Origin of the sequence: Metabacillus idriensis (assembly GCF_050483325.1) — a bacterium.
Classification (GTDB): Bacteria; Bacillota; Bacilli; order Bacillales; family Bacillaceae; genus Bacillus_P; species Bacillus_P idriensis_A.
The window spans coordinates 383,070-401,764 of sequence record NZ_JBCMYF010000001.1 but is presented as its reverse complement, the minus strand read 5'-3'; the positions used below and the strand labels follow the sequence as shown (position 1 = coordinate 401,764).

Below are 18,695 nucleotides of genomic sequence, written 5' to 3'. Positions count from 1 at the left end.
AATACTTTAGCAGTCATTTCAATTATAAAGGAAGGGGCTGTATTCTGCCGATAAATCTTTTTTCTGAATCACCAAAAATGAAAAGGTTTTCAATTAATTTTCATAACATTTCCATTTTTCAATAACAAAAGGATACACAAATTCTTCATGTATAATGATGGATATCATCTACAGAAGGAGTCGTCCGGAAACATGCAAAACGTATTTCGCTGGGTCTGCATCCTTATTGGCTGTTTTGCTGTGTCCCTCGGTGTTCATTTGCTATCATCCTCAGAACTGGTGATTGGCGGAACGGCCGGTCTTGGTATCGTAGCACAGCATCTGACCAATTATTCATTTGGAACCCTGTTTTTTGTCATTAATCTGCCATTTTATGCACTCGCTGTCACTCAGCTTGGCATCGCCTTTGCCCTTCGGACGTTTATCAGCGTCAGCATCTTGTCCATCACCTCAGAATTTCTGCAGCAAACTTTCATTGTCCATTTTCCGCACCCGGTCCTTGCAGCCATCCTTGGAGGAATCTCCATCGGCATCGGGCTGATCTTCCTCTTCAGAAACGGATCATCCTTAGGCGGCATGAACATTCTCTGCATTTTCCTTGAGAAGAAATTCGGATTTAACCCAGGCAAAACGATGCTCATCACCGACCTCATGATCGTTGGTTCAGCCCTGCTTGTCTTCGGACCGCTGCAAATTGTCTACTCGACTGTCGCGATCTTTGTTATGACCGCAATCCTGGGCAGATATCATAAAAAAGCCCCGATTGAGAGGGAGAGCCATGAAGCAGATTCTGAGGAGAATCGGGTTTCGGCTACGGCTTAAATATAAAAAACACAAGCCTCAGGCTTGTGTTTTTTCGCGGTGAACTTTTTTACTGAACAGTCTTAAGTTGTCGAATAGATTCAAGGGAGACAGGCTGTGCGGTTTTTGCAGACTGATAGATAGCTGCTATGATTTCGAGTGGTTTAATCCCTTCTAAACCATTCACTAAAGGCTCACGATCTTCTTTAATAGCAGAAATCATATCAAGCATTTGCTCACGGTGAGAGTTCCCGGAAATCGCTCCCGGATCATTCGCCCCTGTTCCTTGTTCTTCATCAGAACTTTTTGCAAGGTTTTGTACTTCCACACCATAATGGTCTGTCAAATTTTCGGCCGCTTCTTTTAGATAAAAATGAGTTAGTTTATCATTATCGATGACAGCTGTGCCTGATGTTCCAAATACTTCAAGCCTTGCAGAAAGACCTGGAAATGCACTTGTAGTCCCAACAATTGTACCCAATGCACCGCTTGTAAACTTAACAGTTGCAACAGCCACATCCTCTACCTCAATTCGTTCATGTGCAAGTGTAGCTGCATGTGCATATACACTCTCAACAGGACCCATTAAATATTGCAGGAGATCTATCGTATGAATGGACTGATTCATCAATGCGCCTCCGCCATCCAATTTCCAAGTACCTCTCCAATCACCGCTATCATAATATTCTTGTGATCTATACCAATTTACCGCAGCCTGACCGAGAATCATTTTTCCAAACTTGTCTTCCTCTATTGCCTTTTTTATGTCAATAGTTGATGAATCAAAACGATGCTGTGAAATGATGGATAATTTCACATTTGCATTTTTACAGGCATCAATCATTTCATATGCCTTCTCGAGAGTAGTATCTATTGGTTTTTCACAGATGATATGCTTCCCTGCTTTAGCAGCGTCCAAAGTAATCGATTTATGAGATCCGCTTGGAGTTAAAATGCATACAACGTCTATATCTTCCCGCTTCAGCAATTCTCTATAATCAATATACCAGTCAGCGTCAGCCCGGTCCCCGAGTGCTTTAGCTTTTTCCAGGTTTTCATCTGCTACAGCGACCAGTACTGCTTCCTCGATTTCCTTTATTTGTAATCGATGCGTCTCACTGATTACGCCGCAGCCGATAATCCCAAATCGTATCTTTTCTGTCATCCTTTTTCATCCTCTCCTGAATACTACTTCCACTTTGAATCTGTCTCTTGAAGCAAATCTTTTAATGCTTTGGCAGCAACTTTAAATAATTCTGGCCCGCTGAATCCGGAGAATGTTTCAGCAGCAGCCAAGTGCGGTTCCAATGAAAGAAAACCATCGTACCCGCTTGTTTTAAGTGTTTGCAGCAGTTCTCTTACTTCCCCATCTCCATTTCCTGCCGGCACAACCTTACCTCCTTCAAACAGAGCATCTTTTATATGGACATATTCAACATATGATTTTAATAAAGGATAAGCTTCTGAATAGGGCTTTACACCGCATTGAACAAAGTTTGCGGGATCAAAGGCCATTCTAAGATAAGGGGAATTGATTGTTTCTAGAATATCCAAGCAGCGAATCGCATTGTCTCCGTATATTTCTTTTTCATTTTCATGCAAAAGGACGATTCCGGCTTGTTCTGCTTTTTCCACAAGAACCGATAATCTGCTGATTACTTTGTCTCTATACGCTTCAGGTTTATGTCCATCAGGAATAAAAAAAGAGAAGATGCGAATATATTTCGCATGAAAAAATTCAGCTGCAAACAAAGCCCGGTCAAATTGAATCAAGTGTTCATCGAAATCATCAAGAATATTAATTTTTCCTATTGGAGAACCAATAGAAGATAGCTGGATTTCTTTTCTCAGCAATTCCTCTTTCAGGCTTCTTAACTCTTGATCAGATAATTGCAGAACATTTTTACCCCAAACTCCCCTAAGCTCAATAAATCGAATATCTTCAGATTCCAGCACTTCAATTTGAACATGCAGGTCTGGCGAAATTTCATCAGCAAATCCAGTTAATGTCAGCATTCTTTTCCTCCTTGTGTTTTTATTTCAAATTTGAGCCGTTTTGGTCTGATTAAGAACGCGCATTGATCTATCCATACACCAAAGTCCTAAAACACTGCTTCCGCACAATGCTATTAAACCTGGCACAAGATACAGCACACAGCATAAAGACAGCAATCCAAAAAGAGTCAAAATTGTATTTAAAGGATATTTAATTGCAAGTTTGATAGATGTTTTAACTATTGCAAAATAGCCTGTCTGAAAATGCGTATAAAATGAAATGCTATATAGGCAAATCACTATAAATAACACGATCAACTGCGCTGTGAAAAACCTTCCCAAAATAAAAAGATGTGTATGACCAGACATAAAAAAGGCAAGGTCTATGATCAATAAGCTCCCAGTAAATAGAATAACTCCATTTGCTTTTTGACTATTCAAAAATTCTTTTCTATAAGTCTTCCAAAAAAGTTGAATCGTATTAAATGGCTGTTCACTGATCATCCATTTTCTAAGTATAGTTTGAGCTGCAATGGAAGCCGGCACCCAGCCGAAAAGCACAAGTCCAAGAAGAGTAAATGCTACCCATAATAAATGAAGGTAAATTAAACGCACGATCCAATCGGTTAAGTGATAAAAAGTTTCGCGGAACTTCTGATTGTTCATATTTGTTAACTCCTTATCAATCTAAGAATAGCCTAAGTATTTCCTCTCCTTCCGCTTGCTTTTTGCTGAAAGCAGGAAGAATGGCGACCAATGGTTCATTTATTGCAATCTCATTTTTCTCGAAAAGATTGATATGTTTGTTTATTGGCAGACCATATAAGTGCCTTTCACCATTTTGATTTTCAGTCATGAATGGATAGAAATCTTCTTTGTCATCTCTTGAAAGAATTAAATGATCCAGAGGATTCAATCCATTTTTGTTTAATAGCTGTGATAGATGATCGTGAGTTGATATAAAAACATCTCCTTCTCTCTTAGAGAGCATCACTGCCAGTTTTTCTCGTGATGAAGGGTATAATTTCACGTTAATTTCATGCCTGTTTTTTGTCATTTCTAATAGCTCAGCTTCAACAGCAGCTTCATATTCAGGTGATATTTTAGAAAAAATCATTACATTTACTTCAGGTGCTGATCTCTGACATCCAGTTAAGAAGACAATAAAGAATAAAGGCACAATATAGAGATATCTATTCATTTCATACTTCCTTTTAAGACTAAGAATGAACAATGTCCCAAAAATTAATGCTTTTGGGACACCATCAGCAATTAATTATTAACGGTTTCAGCAAACTTAGCCTTTATTTCTTCGTATGCCTCTTCTGGAGAAATCTTTTCGAAGATCAGTTCTTCCCCTACTTGCGTATAATCATTTTGTATAAAGTTCCCCCAGCCTTTAGGGCCGCCGTTAAATGGCTGCGCATCAGGTGCAGTCTCATTTATCATATTTAACTGAGCTTTATCAGAGTCTGTAAAACTTGAATTTAATTCGTTCAAAACGATGCTGGATACTGGAAGTCCTCTTGTATTTCCAAGAATGGCGGTTGCCTCTGGATCGTTAATAAAGAAATCAATAAACTTTTTCGCCTCATCTTTTTGAGATGAGTGTTCACTGACAGACCAGAACATAGATGGCTTTAAATATCCTCCAGCTTCCTTATCTCTTGGGGCCTTAATCAGTGCAAAATTGCCTGGAATCACACTGTCAAAGCTCGGAAATTGTGCTGCGAAGCCCTGTTTGAACAATATCGTGCCATTTAAAAGCAAATCCCTTTTAGGGTCATATTCTTGCTCTGAGACAGCTACCTCCGCAGGAGTCACAACCCCTTTTTCACGCAAGTCGTTGAAAATAGTAATCCACTGCATCCAGGTTTCTTTGTCGATGTTGAATTTTCCATTCTCTGTTGTTAAATGTCCTTTTCCCTTGCTTAATTGGTACATCTCATAAACGCCTGCATCGTAAGAAAAATCTCTGACAACATATTTTCCTTTTTCCAATTTCGGCTGGATTTGTTCAGCAAGTTCAAAAAACTCATCCCATGTCCATCCTGTCTTTGGTGCCTCAATTCCCAATTTCTCAAGAGCTGCCTTGTTATAGATCATGCCATATGCATTATTTCCAAGCGGAATTGCCTTCAATTGATCTTCATATACGCCTGAATTCAACAAATTTTCATCAATATCTTTTGTTACAATTCCATCCATTAAATCTGCGAGCTGATTTCTAGAAGCATATTCTTGCAAATATTGTGCATCCATCTGAATAATATCAGGTGCATTTTTTGCTGCAGATTGAGTTGCAAGCTTGTCCCAATATCCGTCCCATCCAGAGAATTCGGTTTCAAACGAAACATCCGGATTCTTTTCTTTGTAAAGCTCGATAACCTTCAATGTTGCATCATGTCTTTCTTGAGATCCCCACCAAACAATCCTGAGCTTTGTTTTTTCAGATTTTCCCCCCGACGAATCCTGACCGTTAGAAGATTGTGCACTGCATGCAGTTACACTGATCGCTAATAGAGATGCAATGATTAATAGCAGCAGCTTTCTTACTTTCCTGTTCATTCTGATTCCCCCTCGAATTAAAGAAAATAATAACTGATTTCTTTTATTATAAAGCGCTTACATATTGAGTTTATATAAGACAGTTGCACAATAACTTTCAATTTTGAACAATGAATTTAGAAAACTTCTATAAAAGCAATGTCATTGTTTTAATAAATCGGTCGGGTTTACTCCAGTATACTTTTTAAATAGAGAACTAAAGTAAGGCGTATTTTTATAACCGACTTCCTCAGCAATTTCATAGATTAACAATTTGCCTTCCAAAATGAGATTTTTTGCTTTCTCCATTCTTACTTTATTTACATAGTGATTAAAAGAGAGACCGGTGGCTTTTTTAAAGATTTGGCTTAAATAGTTTCTAGAAATATAAATTTGTTCTGATAGATCTTGAAGTGTAATATTTTCGCTGTAATGCTCCTGAACATACTGCATCATATATTCGACCGCCTGCTTATGCCGAATATTTTCTTTTTCATTTAATGTTTGATGTTCACAAACTGCAGTCAGCACACCGCTTAACCAAACATTAAATTGATTTAAGCTGGTTATATCATCAATAGCATGATAGATGTCTTTCCCTTCAGTCATTTCATCAACATTTAATCCATTCTCATAAAGAGAATACGTAAGAACTGCCCATATTTCTTTGCAAATTAATTTCATCTGGGAAGGCAAATAATAATTTTTATCTTCACACTCTTTTACAAATTCAGCGATTAATTTCAAGCCATATTCTTTATGGTAGATTTTAAATGCTTCAGCTAATTCCCGGTAAAATGGCACTGGCCGCAGAAATTCTATTTTTTTATTAAGTTGTCCGCTCTCCTTTAAAATCAGCCTTTCATATTGCACAATTTCATATGGCGATGCTTTTGTTAAAGCATATAAAGCCTCTTCTGTTGAAACCGATATATCCGGAAAGCAAGCTTTAATGCTTCCCACCCCCATTTGAAATGGGTGAGTCAGGATTTGACGAACATCCTCTAAAATCATCTTTCCAAGTTTCAATGTGTTATTAATGACTGTTTCTGAGTCCATTTCATCACCAAACGAAAGTAAAATAGATGAATCATAGTAATCAAGCTCAATCCACTCTGCATTTACAAAATGGGGAAAAGACAATTTTCTATGATTAAATGACTTAATAAACAGCGGCCATGAAGGATTTGATTTCAGCCCATGAGACTTTTCCATTTGAATGCACACCACGATATGTTTTAGGTTTGTCATTTTTATTTTCTCATTATTAAAGAGTGTTTCTTGCTGATCCTGTAATCCGATAACAACTGATTTCAGCCATGAATTCTTAAGCATAGACTGATAGTTTTCAAGTTTATCATTTGCTTCTCTTTGCTGCTTCTCAGCTAATGAGTCTTTTTCAATTTGGGATATTACTTTTTGCAAGACTTCAGTGATTGTTTGTATCGTTACAGGCTTTGATAAATAATCATGTACATTCAATTGCAATGCTTTTCTGGCATATTCAAAGTCTGCATATCCGCTCAATATAATGGCTTTTCCATTAAAATTGCGTTCTCTCAGCTTATGAAGCATTTCCAGACCTGTCATTACAGGCATATAGATATCTGTCATAACGATATCCGGACACGTCTTCATAACTGCATCATAGCCTGAAGCCCCATCTGTACCTTCCCCGACACAAACTGCCCCAATTGTTTCCCATGGTATAGCTTTCCTCATCCCAGCCAATACGTGACGGTCATCATCCACAATTACGACTTTCCACATTGCTTTCACCTTCCCCTAAAATCATTTGTTTTGGAATTTTAATTAAAGCTGTCGTGCCAATATTCTCCTCGCCATAAAGCGTGACAGTATATGATGGTCCAAAATAAGCGAGCAGCCTGTCTCTGACATTTTTTATCCCATATCCGCCTTTGTTTACTTTATTAATAGAATGATTCTTTTTAAGACCAGTGCCATTATCCTTGATTGTTATCAGTAAATTATTTTGAATCTCGTAAACTTTAATAAGAATGAATCCCGAATCTTTATTATGCAGACCATGTATAAGAGCATTTTCTACAAATGGCTGCAGCGTCATTTTTGGGATGTAACATTGAAGGAATGCGCCGGGAATATCAATCCGGTAATCAAAACGATGATCTAAACGAATTTGCTGAATTTGAAGATAGGATTCGAGATGAATTAATTCATCTTTTAAATGGATGAAATTTTCACCATTAGATAATCCCACCCGAAACATTTTTCCCATTAGTTCGAGAACGCGGCTTATTTGCACCTGTCCTTCTGCAATAGCCATCCAATTCAATTGATCTAGAGTATTATATAAAAAGTGCGGGTTGATATTGGCTTGAAGAGCAGCAACTTCTGCCCTTCTTTTCTCATTGAATTCCACTTCGAGATCTTCGTATAACTTCTTTATCCTCAGGATCATGTGTTTATATCCTGTAAATAAAGTGCCAAATTCATTTTGATAGTCGTTTGGCAGCTGAAGCTCTTTTTCACATATCGAAAATTCATCCATGTTCTCAAGGAGAGCTTTAAACGGTTTCGTAAATTGTTTCGTTAGATAAAACGTTAACAGAACAACAAGAATGATAGCGATTAATCCTATCAGAAAAAGAATGGCTGCCAGTTCTAAACTGTTTTTTGCAATTTCCTTCCAAGGAGTTATTTCTACTAATAGCCAGTCATTGTTAAATAGTTTTGACCACACTACAAATGTATCTTCATAACGCATAAACCCATCAGAATTAAGGTCAGCTTCTTCATTCTTTTCAATATCAGCAATTGTGCCTAGGGCATTCTCAATGTCGATTTTGCCAATGGAAGCTATGGGCAGCTCGGAGGAGTCAACCAAAATGCGATTTACTTTTCCATTTTCATCTTCGAGCATTTTTCCATAACTGGACGATTTGATGTTTACAACTAATACGCCTTCTGCCTTTCCATTTAATGAATAGACTTTCCTTGCAAAACTGATGACGGATATTGTCCCTTGCGGAGATTGAATTCTATGTTTTTCAAGCCATGAAAAATCAGCCTGATCAAGGCGATTCAGCCATCCGGTCCGGTGGTATTGATCAATCGAATAATAACGGATAGGACCTTCTTGATCTCTTAATGGAGGGTCATTTAAATAAAGATGAATGGAATCGATCATAGGCATACTAAAAACAAGATCAAAAAAAGAAGAATTGATGTTCGAAATGCTTTTGTAAGATGAATAATCATCTTTTTCCCCTTGAAGATATTCCTGTAAATCACTGTTTCTTGTCATGGCCAGGGAAACTTGTTCGATTGCTTTTTTTTGAATACTGATTTGTTCATTCATTTCTCTTAATAGTTTCTGCTGATAATGTGAGGTATTGCTTTGCATTTGTGAAATAGATACTTGATAGCTGACAATCACGATCGTAACTAAAAGGAGGGTGACAAATCCTGCAAATGCAAGAAAGAATACATTTCGAATGGGATAGCGTTTAAATGGACTTTTCATGAAGGTTCTCCCTCTTTCAATGTATGGTTAAAACGGCAAAAAGGCTGTATAAACAGCCTCATTTTAAACCTATGGTTTCATCCTTTTAATCCAGATGTAGCTACTCCGTCTACAATATGCCTCTGGGCAAAGAAGAAAATAAGGATGGCAGGAACAACGGATAGAAGTGACATGGCAAATAACTGTCCCCAAGGTACTGCGGTATTGGTGTCAACAAACATTTTGAGTGCCAGGCCGACTGTATATTTATCAACAGAGTTTATATAGATCAGCTGTCCTAAAAAATCGTCCCAATTCCATAAGAAGCAATAAATAGCCACTGTTACTAGAGGAGGCTTCATGAGAGGAAGGATAATTCTAAAATAAATACCGAACCAGGAGCATCCGTCTATTTTTGCAGCCTCATCCAATTCTTTTGGAATTCCTCTAATAAACTGAACCAGTAAAAAGATGAAAAAGGAGCCCCCTATTCCACCGGCCAGAGTGTGAGGCACGATGAAAGGCAAGTACGTATTGACCCAGCCAAAAGCGTTAAACATATCATATTGAGGAACAAGTGTAATTTGACTAGGCAGCATTAACGTGATTAAAACAATTGAAAACCAAAAGTTCTTTAACGGAAAATCAAGTCGGGCAAAAGCGAATGCAACAAGACTGCATGAAATTAATGTCGTAAATAACACGCCTGAAATCAATTCAAATGTATTCAAATAAAATTGCGTGAATGTAAACCCGGGAATGGCATACCAGCCATCAATAAAATTTGAGAAGGTCGGGTTTGTCGGAAAAAAGTGAATAGAATCAATCTCTTCATTTGATTTAAAGGCAGCTCCGAACCACCAAAGAATCGGATAGACCATAAAAAGACATACAAGCAAAAGAGTGATATGAGAAACCCATTTCTTTTTCATCAATCTCATCCTTTCTCCGATTCGTAAAATACCCAATAGCGGGAGGAAATAAAAATGACTGCAGTGACGATTCCAATAATAACAAGCAGTATCCAGGCCAGCGCTGAAGCATAGCCCATTTCAAATCTGGCAAATGCTCTTTCATATAAATAAAGAGCAAACATATAGGTAGATTGAATAGGTCCGCCTTTTGTGATCACAAAGGCCTGTGTGAACATTTGAAATGAACCGATCGTTTGAAGCACGAGATTAAACAAAATAACTGGTGATAGCATGGGAAGTGTAATAAGGAAGAACTGCCTGATTTTGGTTGCTCCATCAACAGCTGAAGCTTCATACAATTCAGGTGAGATCTGTTTTAATCCTGCCAAGAAAATAACCATTGATGAACCAAATTGCCAGACAACCAGCAATATTAATGTACCAAGTGCAGTATCAGGACTGCCGATCCAGCTGCGTCCAGATATTCCAAATAAAGAAAGCGCTCCATTCACAATACCGTCTGAACCAAAGATGTTGCTCCAAAGGATGGCTACTGCTACACTTGTACCAATCAATGAAGGCAAATAAACAAGTGTTCTATAGATTGAAATACCTTTTAACTTTTGATTTAAGAACATGGCCATAAGAAGTGCAGTAATCAATTTGAGCGGAACTGACAGAATGACAAAAAATAAAGTGATGGATAACGATTTATAAAAAAGCTTATCCTGCAAAAATATCTTCTGATAATTTTCTATTCCCACCCAATTTGGGGCTTCAAGCAATGAATAATCCGTAAATGAGAAATACAATGACTGAAGCATCGGATAGAGAGTAAGAAGAAAAAGTCCAAGAAGCCAAGGTGAAATAAATAAGTAGCCCGTTAATGGCGCATCCCACTTTTTCTGCCTTTTTGCACGTACTTTAGGTTGATTGATAATAGTTGTGATTGCGCTTTCATTTATCGGTTTCATAAATCCTCCTTTTATCTGCTTTTTTCAAGTATAGGTGAGGATTATAAGAGGATAAATGATAGAAACGCACAAAAAATTATAAAAAATCAATAATCTTTTGTCGCTTCAGTGATTGAACTATTTTCACATATCTACTAAACCGATTTATTAACTTATTCTACATAGAAGATACATAAGTTACAATCTATTTTTAAGTTTTTAACGTTGGCAGGCGGCGTTTTTATACTTGCTTAACTTTGTTTTAGCGCCAAAGACAGACAGCGGTTTTTTTCAGAAAATCGCGTTTCCGTTACGGAATAAGAAAGGAGCCATGGATATTGTGATCCTGGCTCCTTCTATGTTTTCATAACATGTGGTTGTTACAGCCACTGATAGAAATCCTTATTTGCTGCCCCAATTCAGGGAATCCATCTGCATTACTTTCCAAAATAAAGGATTTACTTGCCGGAATGCCTCTTTTACTAGCGGGAATCGGAGGAATACTTTCTATTTTCCAGATACCTCCTAAATTTATACTCTACCATTTTATACGCAGATGGAGCTTTTCCTATGTGCACCTGGCAAAATGGCATCTGACTGAGATTTGCCTCTCAGATTCAGGGAATCCATCTGCATTACTTTCCAAAATAAAGGATTTACTTGCCGGAATGCCTCTTTTACTAGCGGGAATCGGAGGAATACTTGCCGGTTTGGGAGGAATACTTTCTTTTTTCCAGATACCTCCTAAATTTATACTCTACCATTTTATGCGCAGATGGAGCTTTTCCTATGTGCACTTGGCAAAATGGCATCTGACTGAGATTTGCCTCTCAGATTCAGGGAATCCATCTGCATTACTTTCCAAAATAAAAGATTTACTTGCCGGAATGCCTCTTTTACTAGCGGGAACCCGAGGAATACTTGCCGGTTTGGACGGAACACTTGCTTTTTTCCAGTTATCCCCTGTTAACAGTAAAAAAAGATGAAATCACAATGATTTCATCCTCTTTCACACTATTACTTATAAATCAAATACTCTTTGCGAACCTTCTTAAATTCATTTTGTTCTTTCTGGTACTTATTCATGATTTCTGTAACAGAAGCTCCATTCAGAATCATCGGTCTGACCCATGTGTTTCCGATTAATTTATCGAAGAAGTTGGTCGATAAGAATTGGAAGTCGTTCGGGTACATGTCATGAACTGTTTTGATAATGTGAAGACCTGTTGGGATGGCTTCAAATTCTTCGCGGTCTGTGACATAGATTTCTACCCCGTGACTCAGCTTTCCAGTGTGTTTAGAAAATGTAGGTGTGAAGGATGCTGCTCTGAATTTCACACCTGGCAGGCTCAGCGAGTTGAGTTCTGCAGCCAGGTCTGTGCTGTTGATGAACGGTGCGCCGATCAGTTCAAATGGCTTCGTTGTACCGCGGCCTTCTGACAGGTTTGTTCCTTCAACCAGACCCGTTGCCGGATAAACAAAGGTTGTTGAAACAGTTGGCATGTTAGGTGACGGAAGGACAAACGGGAGTCCTGTGTCATCGTAATCCATTGAGCGCTTCCAGCCTTTCATTTTCACGACTGTCAGATCTGCCCCAATTTCAAATTCTTCGTTAAAGAAAGAGGCAAGTTCTCCAACGGTCATGCCGTGTTTTGTCGGAATCGGATATAGACCGACGAACGATGCGGCTTCTGGCTCAAGAACGGGTCCATTCACTGAAAGTCCGCCTTGAGGATTCGGACGGTCAAGCACAACGATTGGAATGTTGTTTTCTTTTGCTGCTTCCATCGCATATGCCATTGTATAAATGTAAGTGTAGTAGCGTGTCCCGACGTCCTGGATGTCAAAGACAAGCACTTCCACGTTTTCAAGCATTTTTGGTGTCGGTTTTTTTGTTTGTCCATAAAGGCTGTAAACAGGCAGGCCGGTTTTTTCATCGATGTAGAATTCGACGTAAGATCCTGCCTGAGCATCCCCGCGCACTCCATGCTCCGGACCGAATAAGGCTGTCAGTTCAATATCAGGATCATTGTGCAGCAGATCCACTATGCTGGTAAGCTTTGAGTCGATTCCAGTCGGATTTGTAATTAAGCCGACTTTTTTGCCTTTTAAAAGATCTTTTTGATCTTCTAAAAGAACTTCAACACCAGGCAATACTTTATTCTTTTTCTTTTCCTTATGAGCAGCAACATCTTTTGCTGCAGGCAAAGCACTTAGAGCAAGCATCAGGATCGTAATCAGCACAAAAATTCGTTTCAATGAAACCTCTCCCCTTCAAATCGGATTATTTAAGCTGTTTTCCTGAACGAATATCAAGTCCATAGCCAAATGGATATAGAATTTCATCCGGCTGTGTGACAGATGGAATATCAACAGGCAATTTCCCTTTTGGCTTTGAATCGCCAAAGATTGTTTTGATGCCGGCCGGGATATTCGGCTGTCTGTACGCACCGTTTGAATAGCCTTTAAATCCGTAGACCGCAAGCACCGCTTTTGCTTCTTCAAAATTTGCTGCATCATATGGGTTGCGCAGACTCATTAAGACAAAGTCTTTGTCTTTTGCCTGAGCGTCTTTCATAACCGCTCTCGGGAATGCTGTTGCCCACTTGCTTGAATCCTGTACGCTGTCATCGATCACACCGTCATTTACAGCCGGATCGTTTTTAACAATGTAGGAACCTGTAATCACATAGTCCGCTTCATCAATCATTGCGGCTACTTCATCATTAAACACTTTGCTTGAGAACGCATAGCCAGTTACTTCAATATCTTTCTTTTTGCCTTTTAATTCTTTTATGCTTCTTGTCATTGCTTCCACTTGATCCGCAAAAGGAGCGAGGACTAAAACCTTTTCACCTTTTTTAGGCTTGAAAGGAAGTGTTTTGTCTTCATTTTTCAAAAGAGTGACTGCATCCTCAGCCATTTTCTTTTCTTTCATCAAATGATGTTTATTCCCAACAATTTTCAGAGCATTTTCAACCTTTTCATCAATCGGTGTCTGATCCGGAGTCAAGATTCCGCGTTTCACTTTAAGCTCGAGGATTCTTTCAACAGAAGCATTAACCTGCTCAATCGGAAGGTCTCCAGTTTCAACAGCTTCTTTTACTGCGTTAAAAACAGACGCTAAATTCTCTTCCATTTCAAGCGAATTGACTTGCGCAGGCATTAACGCAATATCCACACCTGATTTTAAAGCTAAGACAACCGCTTCTTCCTGGCCAAAGTTGTCAGAAATGGCTTTCATATTCAGCGCATCTGTCACGATAACACCATTAAAACCCATTTCCTCACGCAGAAGCCCTGTGAGCACTTTTTTCGAAAGAGTGGCTGGAACAAGGATTTCCTGTCCATCTTTTTTGCTGATGTACGTTGTATCGTCAAAAGCCGGGAACTGTACATGTGCAGTCATGACCATATCTACGCCCTCATCAATCGCTTTTTGGAAAGGAGCAAGCTCGACTGCACGCAATCTTTCCTTATCATGTGTGACAATCGGCAGTCCGTAATGGCTGTCTGTTGCTGTATCGCCATGTCCCGGGAAATGCTTAGTCGTTGCAGCCATGTTCTCGCTTTGGAGACCTTTAATCGTCTGGATGCCAAGCTTTGAAACAAGCTCAGGATTTGAGCTGTATGAACGGACTCCGATAACGGGATTTCCAGGGTTATTGTTTACATCCACAGAAGGACCAAAGTTTACATTCACGCCAAGTGACGATAATTCTTTTCCAATGATTTCGCCAGTTTGATAGGCATATTTTTCACTTCTTGCTGCCCCGAGCGCCATATTGCCGGGCAGGTTCGTTCCGGTTTGAAGGCGGGTGACGATTCCGCCTTCCTGATCAATCGTAATAAACAGCGGCAGTTCAGGGCTTGCTTTTTGCAGACCGTCCGTTAGACGTGCTGTCTGTTCTGTTCCAACTACATTTTCGGCAAATAGAATGACTCCGCCAAGGTGATATTTCTGGATAATGCCGCCAACTTCATCATTCATAACCGTAAAGCCGGTCGCCTTGCTTTCCCCTTGTTTTTGCCAGTTGCGGAAGTCCGGCATCAGCATCTGCCCTATTTTCTCATCAACTGTCATATTCTGAACAATGGCATTCACATCTGTTTCAGCAGACACTTTAGCAGGTTTGATGCCTGCTAAAGCAGATACTGACAGGACTGCTGCAAGAGCGGCAGAGACCCATTTCTTTTTCCCCATATTATCCATCCCCTTATTTAGTAGTTTCCATAGCTTCATAAACGGCTGTTACTACACTTCCATAGCTTCCTGTTGTGAAAAGATCCCCGAAAAATTGATTGGAGTTCACAGCCGGATTCACAAGCGGCGAATGCTTTTTATTTGTCAGCAGGACGATTCCTAAATCCTGTTCTGGATCAATAATCGTGACTGTTCCTGTCCAGCCCGTATGACCGTATGCACTGTCGCTTGCATATTGCTGAACATCCAGTCCATGCTGTCATTTCCGTTTAATCTCCAGCCAAGACCATAAGTCCCGTTCATGTCTGAAGGTTCAACGAATTCTTCAATGACGTCCCTGTCGAACAGCTTCTCATTTCCATAACCGCCGCCGTTCAGCATGACCTGCAGCAGAACAGCGAGATCACTTGTTGTAGAGAATAGACCTGCATGTCCTGAAACGCCTTCCATTGAATAGAATGCTTTTTCATCATGCACTTCCCCTTGAAGCGTGTATGTTCGGATGTTAGGGAAGTTAATCACTCCGTCACGCGTGTTGCCCAATAATTCAGTAGCTGCCATATCTTTTGGCTTGAAGCCTTTTTGCAGCGGATTAAAGACCGTATCTTTTAATTTCAAAGGCTTGTACAATTCATTTTCCACATACTCATCAAGCTTCTGGCCCGTGATTTTTTCCACGATGGTGCCAAGCAGCATATAATCAACATCACTGTAGACATTTTGAGTCCCAGGCTCATAGGTAAGCGGCGTTTTATTGATGTTTTCAATCGTTTTTTCGCGTTCCTGTGAGTAAAGCTCTTTTGATACTGCCGGATTATGGTACTGCGGATCTGGTTTAAAACCGGCCGTATGATGCAGGACATCGATAATGCGCATCGTATCTTTTCCTTTAATCACATCTGCTTCTGTGTCTTTAAAACCAGGTATGTAATCCTGCACTTTTGCATGAATATCAAGCTTTCCTTCGCTCGCAAGCTTCTGCAGGGCAAAATTTGCCGCATACATTTTCGTATTCGATGCAAGGTCGAACAGAGTATCGTTTTCCATCTTCAAAAACTTCTTAAGGGGTGTATGTCCGTCAAACTTTTGCTTGTAGCCGTAGCTTTCATTCTTCACGATTTTCCCGTCTTTTATGACAATCAGCGCCGCTCCAGGAAATCCTGCGGCCACTTCTTTTTCAATCAGCTGATCGACTTTTTCAAGCTTTTCAGATGAAAATCCAACTTCTTCTGGTTTTTTGGCTTTAGTTAAAACAGGGTATTGAACATGGCCTTTAGATGAAGCTTTTTCATTTGGTTCTGCAAAAGAAGCACTTGGTGAAAGAAGTGAGATCGCGAGAACAGAAGTTAGTGCACAGCTTGTCCATTTTTTCATTTTGTTTCCCCTTTGAAATCGTATTTTTATAGCTTATGAAACAACCAGTTTCACTTTTTGACCAGGCAGGGCCAGATCAAGCAGCGGCAAATCCTCTGCAGAAACGTGTCCGATGACATTCACCCGCTCGTCAGCTTCCAAGTTACGCCGGCAAATCTGAATTTCTCCTTTATAACGTCCATAGCCGTCGTTGTCCATCGTAATCATTCCTATTTGACGGTCGATTGTGTTCTCAGGTTCTACCTCTGAAGCTGTGCGTGTACCTTGAAGACGGTAGACATCTCTCGAAACATCCGGCCGAAATTGGTATGTTCCGCAGGAAAAAGTACTAGAGATGACATTCATTATTAGAATATTCTGTTTTTTGTAGATAGAAAGATTCTCGATCAATTCATTTTCTGCACCAGGATCCCCAATGAATACTTCATCCACCTGCTGCATCAGTTCAACTCCGGCAGCATATGGGTTCATGTCCCTGTGCTTTTCAAGTGTCGGCAAGCCGTCAAATAATGGTCCCCGTTTTGTTTTTGCACCTGGAATAAAAGCAGCAATTGGTATACCGTATTTTCTGAACATCTGATTCTGCTGATGAAAAAATGCTTCGTCAAGCCCGGTTTCACGCCTTGGATAAAAATTGTGCCAGGCAATGAGCCGTTCTGATTGAATACCGCTGCCAAGAATCGTCTGCAGCTCCTTTTCTGTAAGAGTGCTTGCATTAAGCGAAAGAGAAAAGACGTCGGATAAAGATTTAATCGTTTCATAGTCGAACCCGTCATCTAGCCGGATTCCTTTAACTCCGAATGAGTTTAAATCTTCGAATCTGCTGATGCCAAGGTGATCTAGTGTCTTTAAGGAGACATCTGCATGAATCTCAATATCATGGCTCCCGGCAAGTTTTAGAAGCTCTGTCATCCTGCTTGCGAGGTTTCCTTTTTCTTCAGGGATGTGAAGCGAGGTAAACGCCCGCTTCACTCCTGATTTTGCTGCATGAACAATCTGTTTTTCAGCGTTTGGATCCTGAAGGTAAAATGAAATGCCGATCACTTGAATTCAACTGCCATTTCATCTTTAAATCCGAACAGGTACGTGAAAATAAATCCAAATACATAAGAGATCAGCAGTCCTGCAAGGTAAAGAAGAATCTGGTTTGTATGCACTAAGAATGTAAGCGGAAGGCCTGATACCCCGACTGCGATAGTAGCGATATCAAAATGAGCCTGGAATGCTCCCCCTACGCCTGCTCCTAAACATGCAGTCAAGAACGGACGGCCAAGCGGAAGTGTCACCCCAAAGATTAACGGTTCGCCGATTCCAAGCATTCCTGAAGGAAGTCCCCCTCCGATCGCACGTTTTAAGCTTTTCTTTTTCGTTTTAAAGTAAATGGCAAATGCTGCGCCGACTTGACCCGCTCCGCCCATAGCAAGGATTGGAAGCAATGGGTCATCTCCAATGGAGTTTATCAGTTCAAGATGAACCGGTGTTAATCCCTGATGAAGTCCTGTTACAACTAACGGAAGGAACGTTGCGCCAAGCACAAATCCGGCTACCACTCCGCCTAGATCAAGTACACTCAGCAAGCCTTTTGTGATTGTATCAGATACAAATCCGCCGACTGGCATGAACACGATGTAAGTCACGATACCTGTAATTAATAGTGCGATTGTAGGTGTAACAATGATGTCCAGCGATTGCGGAACAAATTTTCTTACTTGTTTTTCAACTAAAGCAATGAAAATAGCTGCAAATAAAACGCCTATTAAACCGCCGCGCCCAGGAAGCAGGTTTTCGCCAAACAAAGCGATGTCGCCGACAGCCGGGTTAATGACAAGGATTCCCGCCAGTGCACCAAGCGCTGGTGATCCTCCAAATTCTTTAGCAGCGTTTGTACCGACTAAAATGCCAAGGTAAGCAAACAGACCAGATCCGATAACAGTTAAAATAATAGCTAATTGTGAATCTGCAGCAAGCCAGCCTGCCTGAACGATTGCTTTTGTAATACCTGTAATTAATCCAGAAGCAACAAGTGCCGGAATCAGCGGGATGAAGATGCTTGCGATTCTGCGCAAAAATAGTTTAAAAGGTTTTGCATTCTTTTTATCAATCTCTGATTTGTTTTTCGAAGCTGCGTCCTTCAGGTCAAAATCATCAGCAGCTGCAAGCAGTTTTTCAAATTCTGCTGAAACTTTATTTACAGCTCCAGGTCCGAGGATAATCTGGATTGTTTCTTCTTCTACAATCCCCAGTACCCCATCTGTTTTCTTGATGGCTTCCATGTTGACCTTTGACCGGTCGTGCGGTGAGACGCGAAGTCGTGTCATGCAATGTGTGGTGGCTGCAATGTTAGCCGCTCCGCCAAGATGCTCCAATAGTTGTTCTGCAATCAATAAGTTTCTGTTATTCCCCTTTGCCATCTTAAAGCCCCC

15 protein-coding genes and 1 pseudogene are annotated in these 18,695 nt (G+C 40.1%); 2 read left to right on the top strand and 14 right to left on the bottom strand.

Going from position 1 to position 18,695, the window contains the following annotated elements; all coding sequences use genetic code 11:
* The first annotated feature begins 192 nt into the window (after positions 1-192).
* Positions 193-822: a YitT family protein gene (locus ABEQ24_RS01915; protein WP_430005185.1), complete on the top strand. Its 630-nt coding sequence runs from the start codon at positions 193-195 to the stop codon at positions 820-822.
* Between the two features lie 49 nt (positions 823-871).
* Here the strand turns inward: ABEQ24_RS01915 and ABEQ24_RS01910 are convergent, their stop codons facing one another.
* The 9 genes from ABEQ24_RS01910 to ABEQ24_RS01870 form a co-directional block, all read right to left on the bottom strand.
* Positions 872-1,966, bottom strand: coding sequence for a Gfo/Idh/MocA family protein (locus ABEQ24_RS01910; RefSeq protein ID WP_430005184.1), 1,095 nt, complete (start codon positions 1,964-1,966; stop codon positions 872-874).
* A 23-nt stretch (positions 1,967-1,989) separates the two neighbouring features.
* Complete coding sequence (locus tag ABEQ24_RS01905; protein ID WP_430005183.1) at positions 1,990-2,817, bottom strand: sugar phosphate isomerase/epimerase family protein; 828 nt, start codon at positions 2,815-2,817, stop codon at positions 1,990-1,992.
* A 24-nt stretch (positions 2,818-2,841) separates the two neighbouring features.
* Positions 2,842-3,462, bottom strand: coding sequence for a YesL family protein (locus ABEQ24_RS01900; RefSeq protein WP_430005182.1), 621 nt, complete (start codon positions 3,460-3,462; stop codon positions 2,842-2,844).
* Positions 3,463-3,478: 16 nt separating this feature from the next.
* The gene (locus tag ABEQ24_RS01895) at positions 3,479-3,997 is read right to left on the bottom strand and encodes a hypothetical protein (RefSeq protein ID WP_430005181.1); all 519 of its coding nucleotides are present in this window, start codon (positions 3,995-3,997) and stop codon (positions 3,479-3,481) included.
* A gap of 71 nt (positions 3,998-4,068) precedes the next feature.
* A complete protein-coding gene (locus tag ABEQ24_RS01890; RefSeq protein ID WP_430005180.1) occupies positions 4,069-5,364 on the bottom strand; it encodes an ABC transporter substrate-binding protein in 1,296 nt (431 codons plus the stop codon).
* Positions 5,365-5,505: 141 nt separating this feature from the next.
* The gene (locus tag ABEQ24_RS01885) at positions 5,506-7,113 is read right to left on the bottom strand and encodes a response regulator transcription factor (RefSeq protein WP_430005179.1); all 1,608 of its coding nucleotides are present in this window, start codon (positions 7,111-7,113) and stop codon (positions 5,506-5,508) included.
* Positions 7,088-8,848: a sensor histidine kinase gene (locus tag ABEQ24_RS01880; protein WP_430005178.1), complete on the bottom strand. Its 1,761-nt coding sequence runs from the start codon at positions 8,846-8,848 to the stop codon at positions 7,088-7,090. Before ABEQ24_RS01880 ends, ABEQ24_RS01885 begins: the two co-directional genes overlap by 26 nt.
* Positions 8,849-8,925: 77 nt before the next feature.
* Positions 8,926-9,768, bottom strand: coding sequence for a carbohydrate ABC transporter permease (locus ABEQ24_RS01875; RefSeq protein ID WP_430005177.1), 843 nt, complete (start codon positions 9,766-9,768; stop codon positions 8,926-8,928).
* Complete coding sequence (locus tag ABEQ24_RS01870) at positions 9,765-10,715, bottom strand: carbohydrate ABC transporter permease (protein ID WP_430005176.1); 951 nt, start codon at positions 10,713-10,715, stop codon at positions 9,765-9,767. The genes ABEQ24_RS01875 and ABEQ24_RS01870 overlap by 4 nt, the downstream gene beginning before the upstream one ends.
* Positions 10,716-11,266: 551 nt before the next feature.
* Here ABEQ24_RS01870 and ABEQ24_RS01865 point away from each other — a divergent pair.
* Positions 11,267-11,680 (top strand): hypothetical protein, encoded by a 414-nt coding sequence (locus ABEQ24_RS01865; protein WP_430005175.1) that lies wholly within the window; start codon positions 11,267-11,269, stop codon positions 11,678-11,680.
* Between the two features lie 31 nt (positions 11,681-11,711).
* Here ABEQ24_RS01865 and ABEQ24_RS01860 read toward each other — a convergent pair whose 3' ends face one another.
* The 5 genes and pseudogenes from ABEQ24_RS01860 to ABEQ24_RS01840 all read right to left on the bottom strand — a co-directional run bounded on the left by ABEQ24_RS01860 (position 11,712) and on the right by ABEQ24_RS01840 (position 18,683).
* Positions 11,712-12,920, bottom strand: coding sequence for an exo-beta-N-acetylmuramidase NamZ family protein (locus ABEQ24_RS01860; protein WP_430005288.1), 1,209 nt, complete (start codon positions 12,918-12,920; stop codon positions 11,712-11,714).
* 58 nt (positions 12,921-12,978) lie between these two features.
* A complete protein-coding gene (locus ABEQ24_RS01855; RefSeq protein WP_430005174.1) occupies positions 12,979-14,898 on the bottom strand; it encodes a glycoside hydrolase family 3 protein in 1,920 nt (639 codons plus the stop codon).
* Between the two features lie 13 nt (positions 14,899-14,911).
* Positions 14,912-16,272: pseudogene (gene pbp4b / locus ABEQ24_RS01850) on the bottom strand (penicillin binding protein PBP4B).
* Between the two features lie 33 nt (positions 16,273-16,305).
* The gene (locus ABEQ24_RS01845) at positions 16,306-17,316 is read right to left on the bottom strand and encodes a MupG family TIM beta-alpha barrel fold protein (protein ID WP_430005173.1); all 1,011 of its coding nucleotides are present in this window, start codon (positions 17,314-17,316) and stop codon (positions 16,306-16,308) included.
* On the bottom strand, positions 17,313-18,683 hold the full coding sequence (locus ABEQ24_RS01840) for a PTS transporter subunit EIIC (RefSeq protein ID WP_430005172.1): 1,371 nt from the start codon (positions 18,681-18,683) through the stop codon (positions 17,313-17,315). The genes ABEQ24_RS01845 and ABEQ24_RS01840 overlap by 4 nt, the downstream gene beginning before the upstream one ends.
* Between the last annotated feature and the right edge of the window lie 12 nt (positions 18,684-18,695).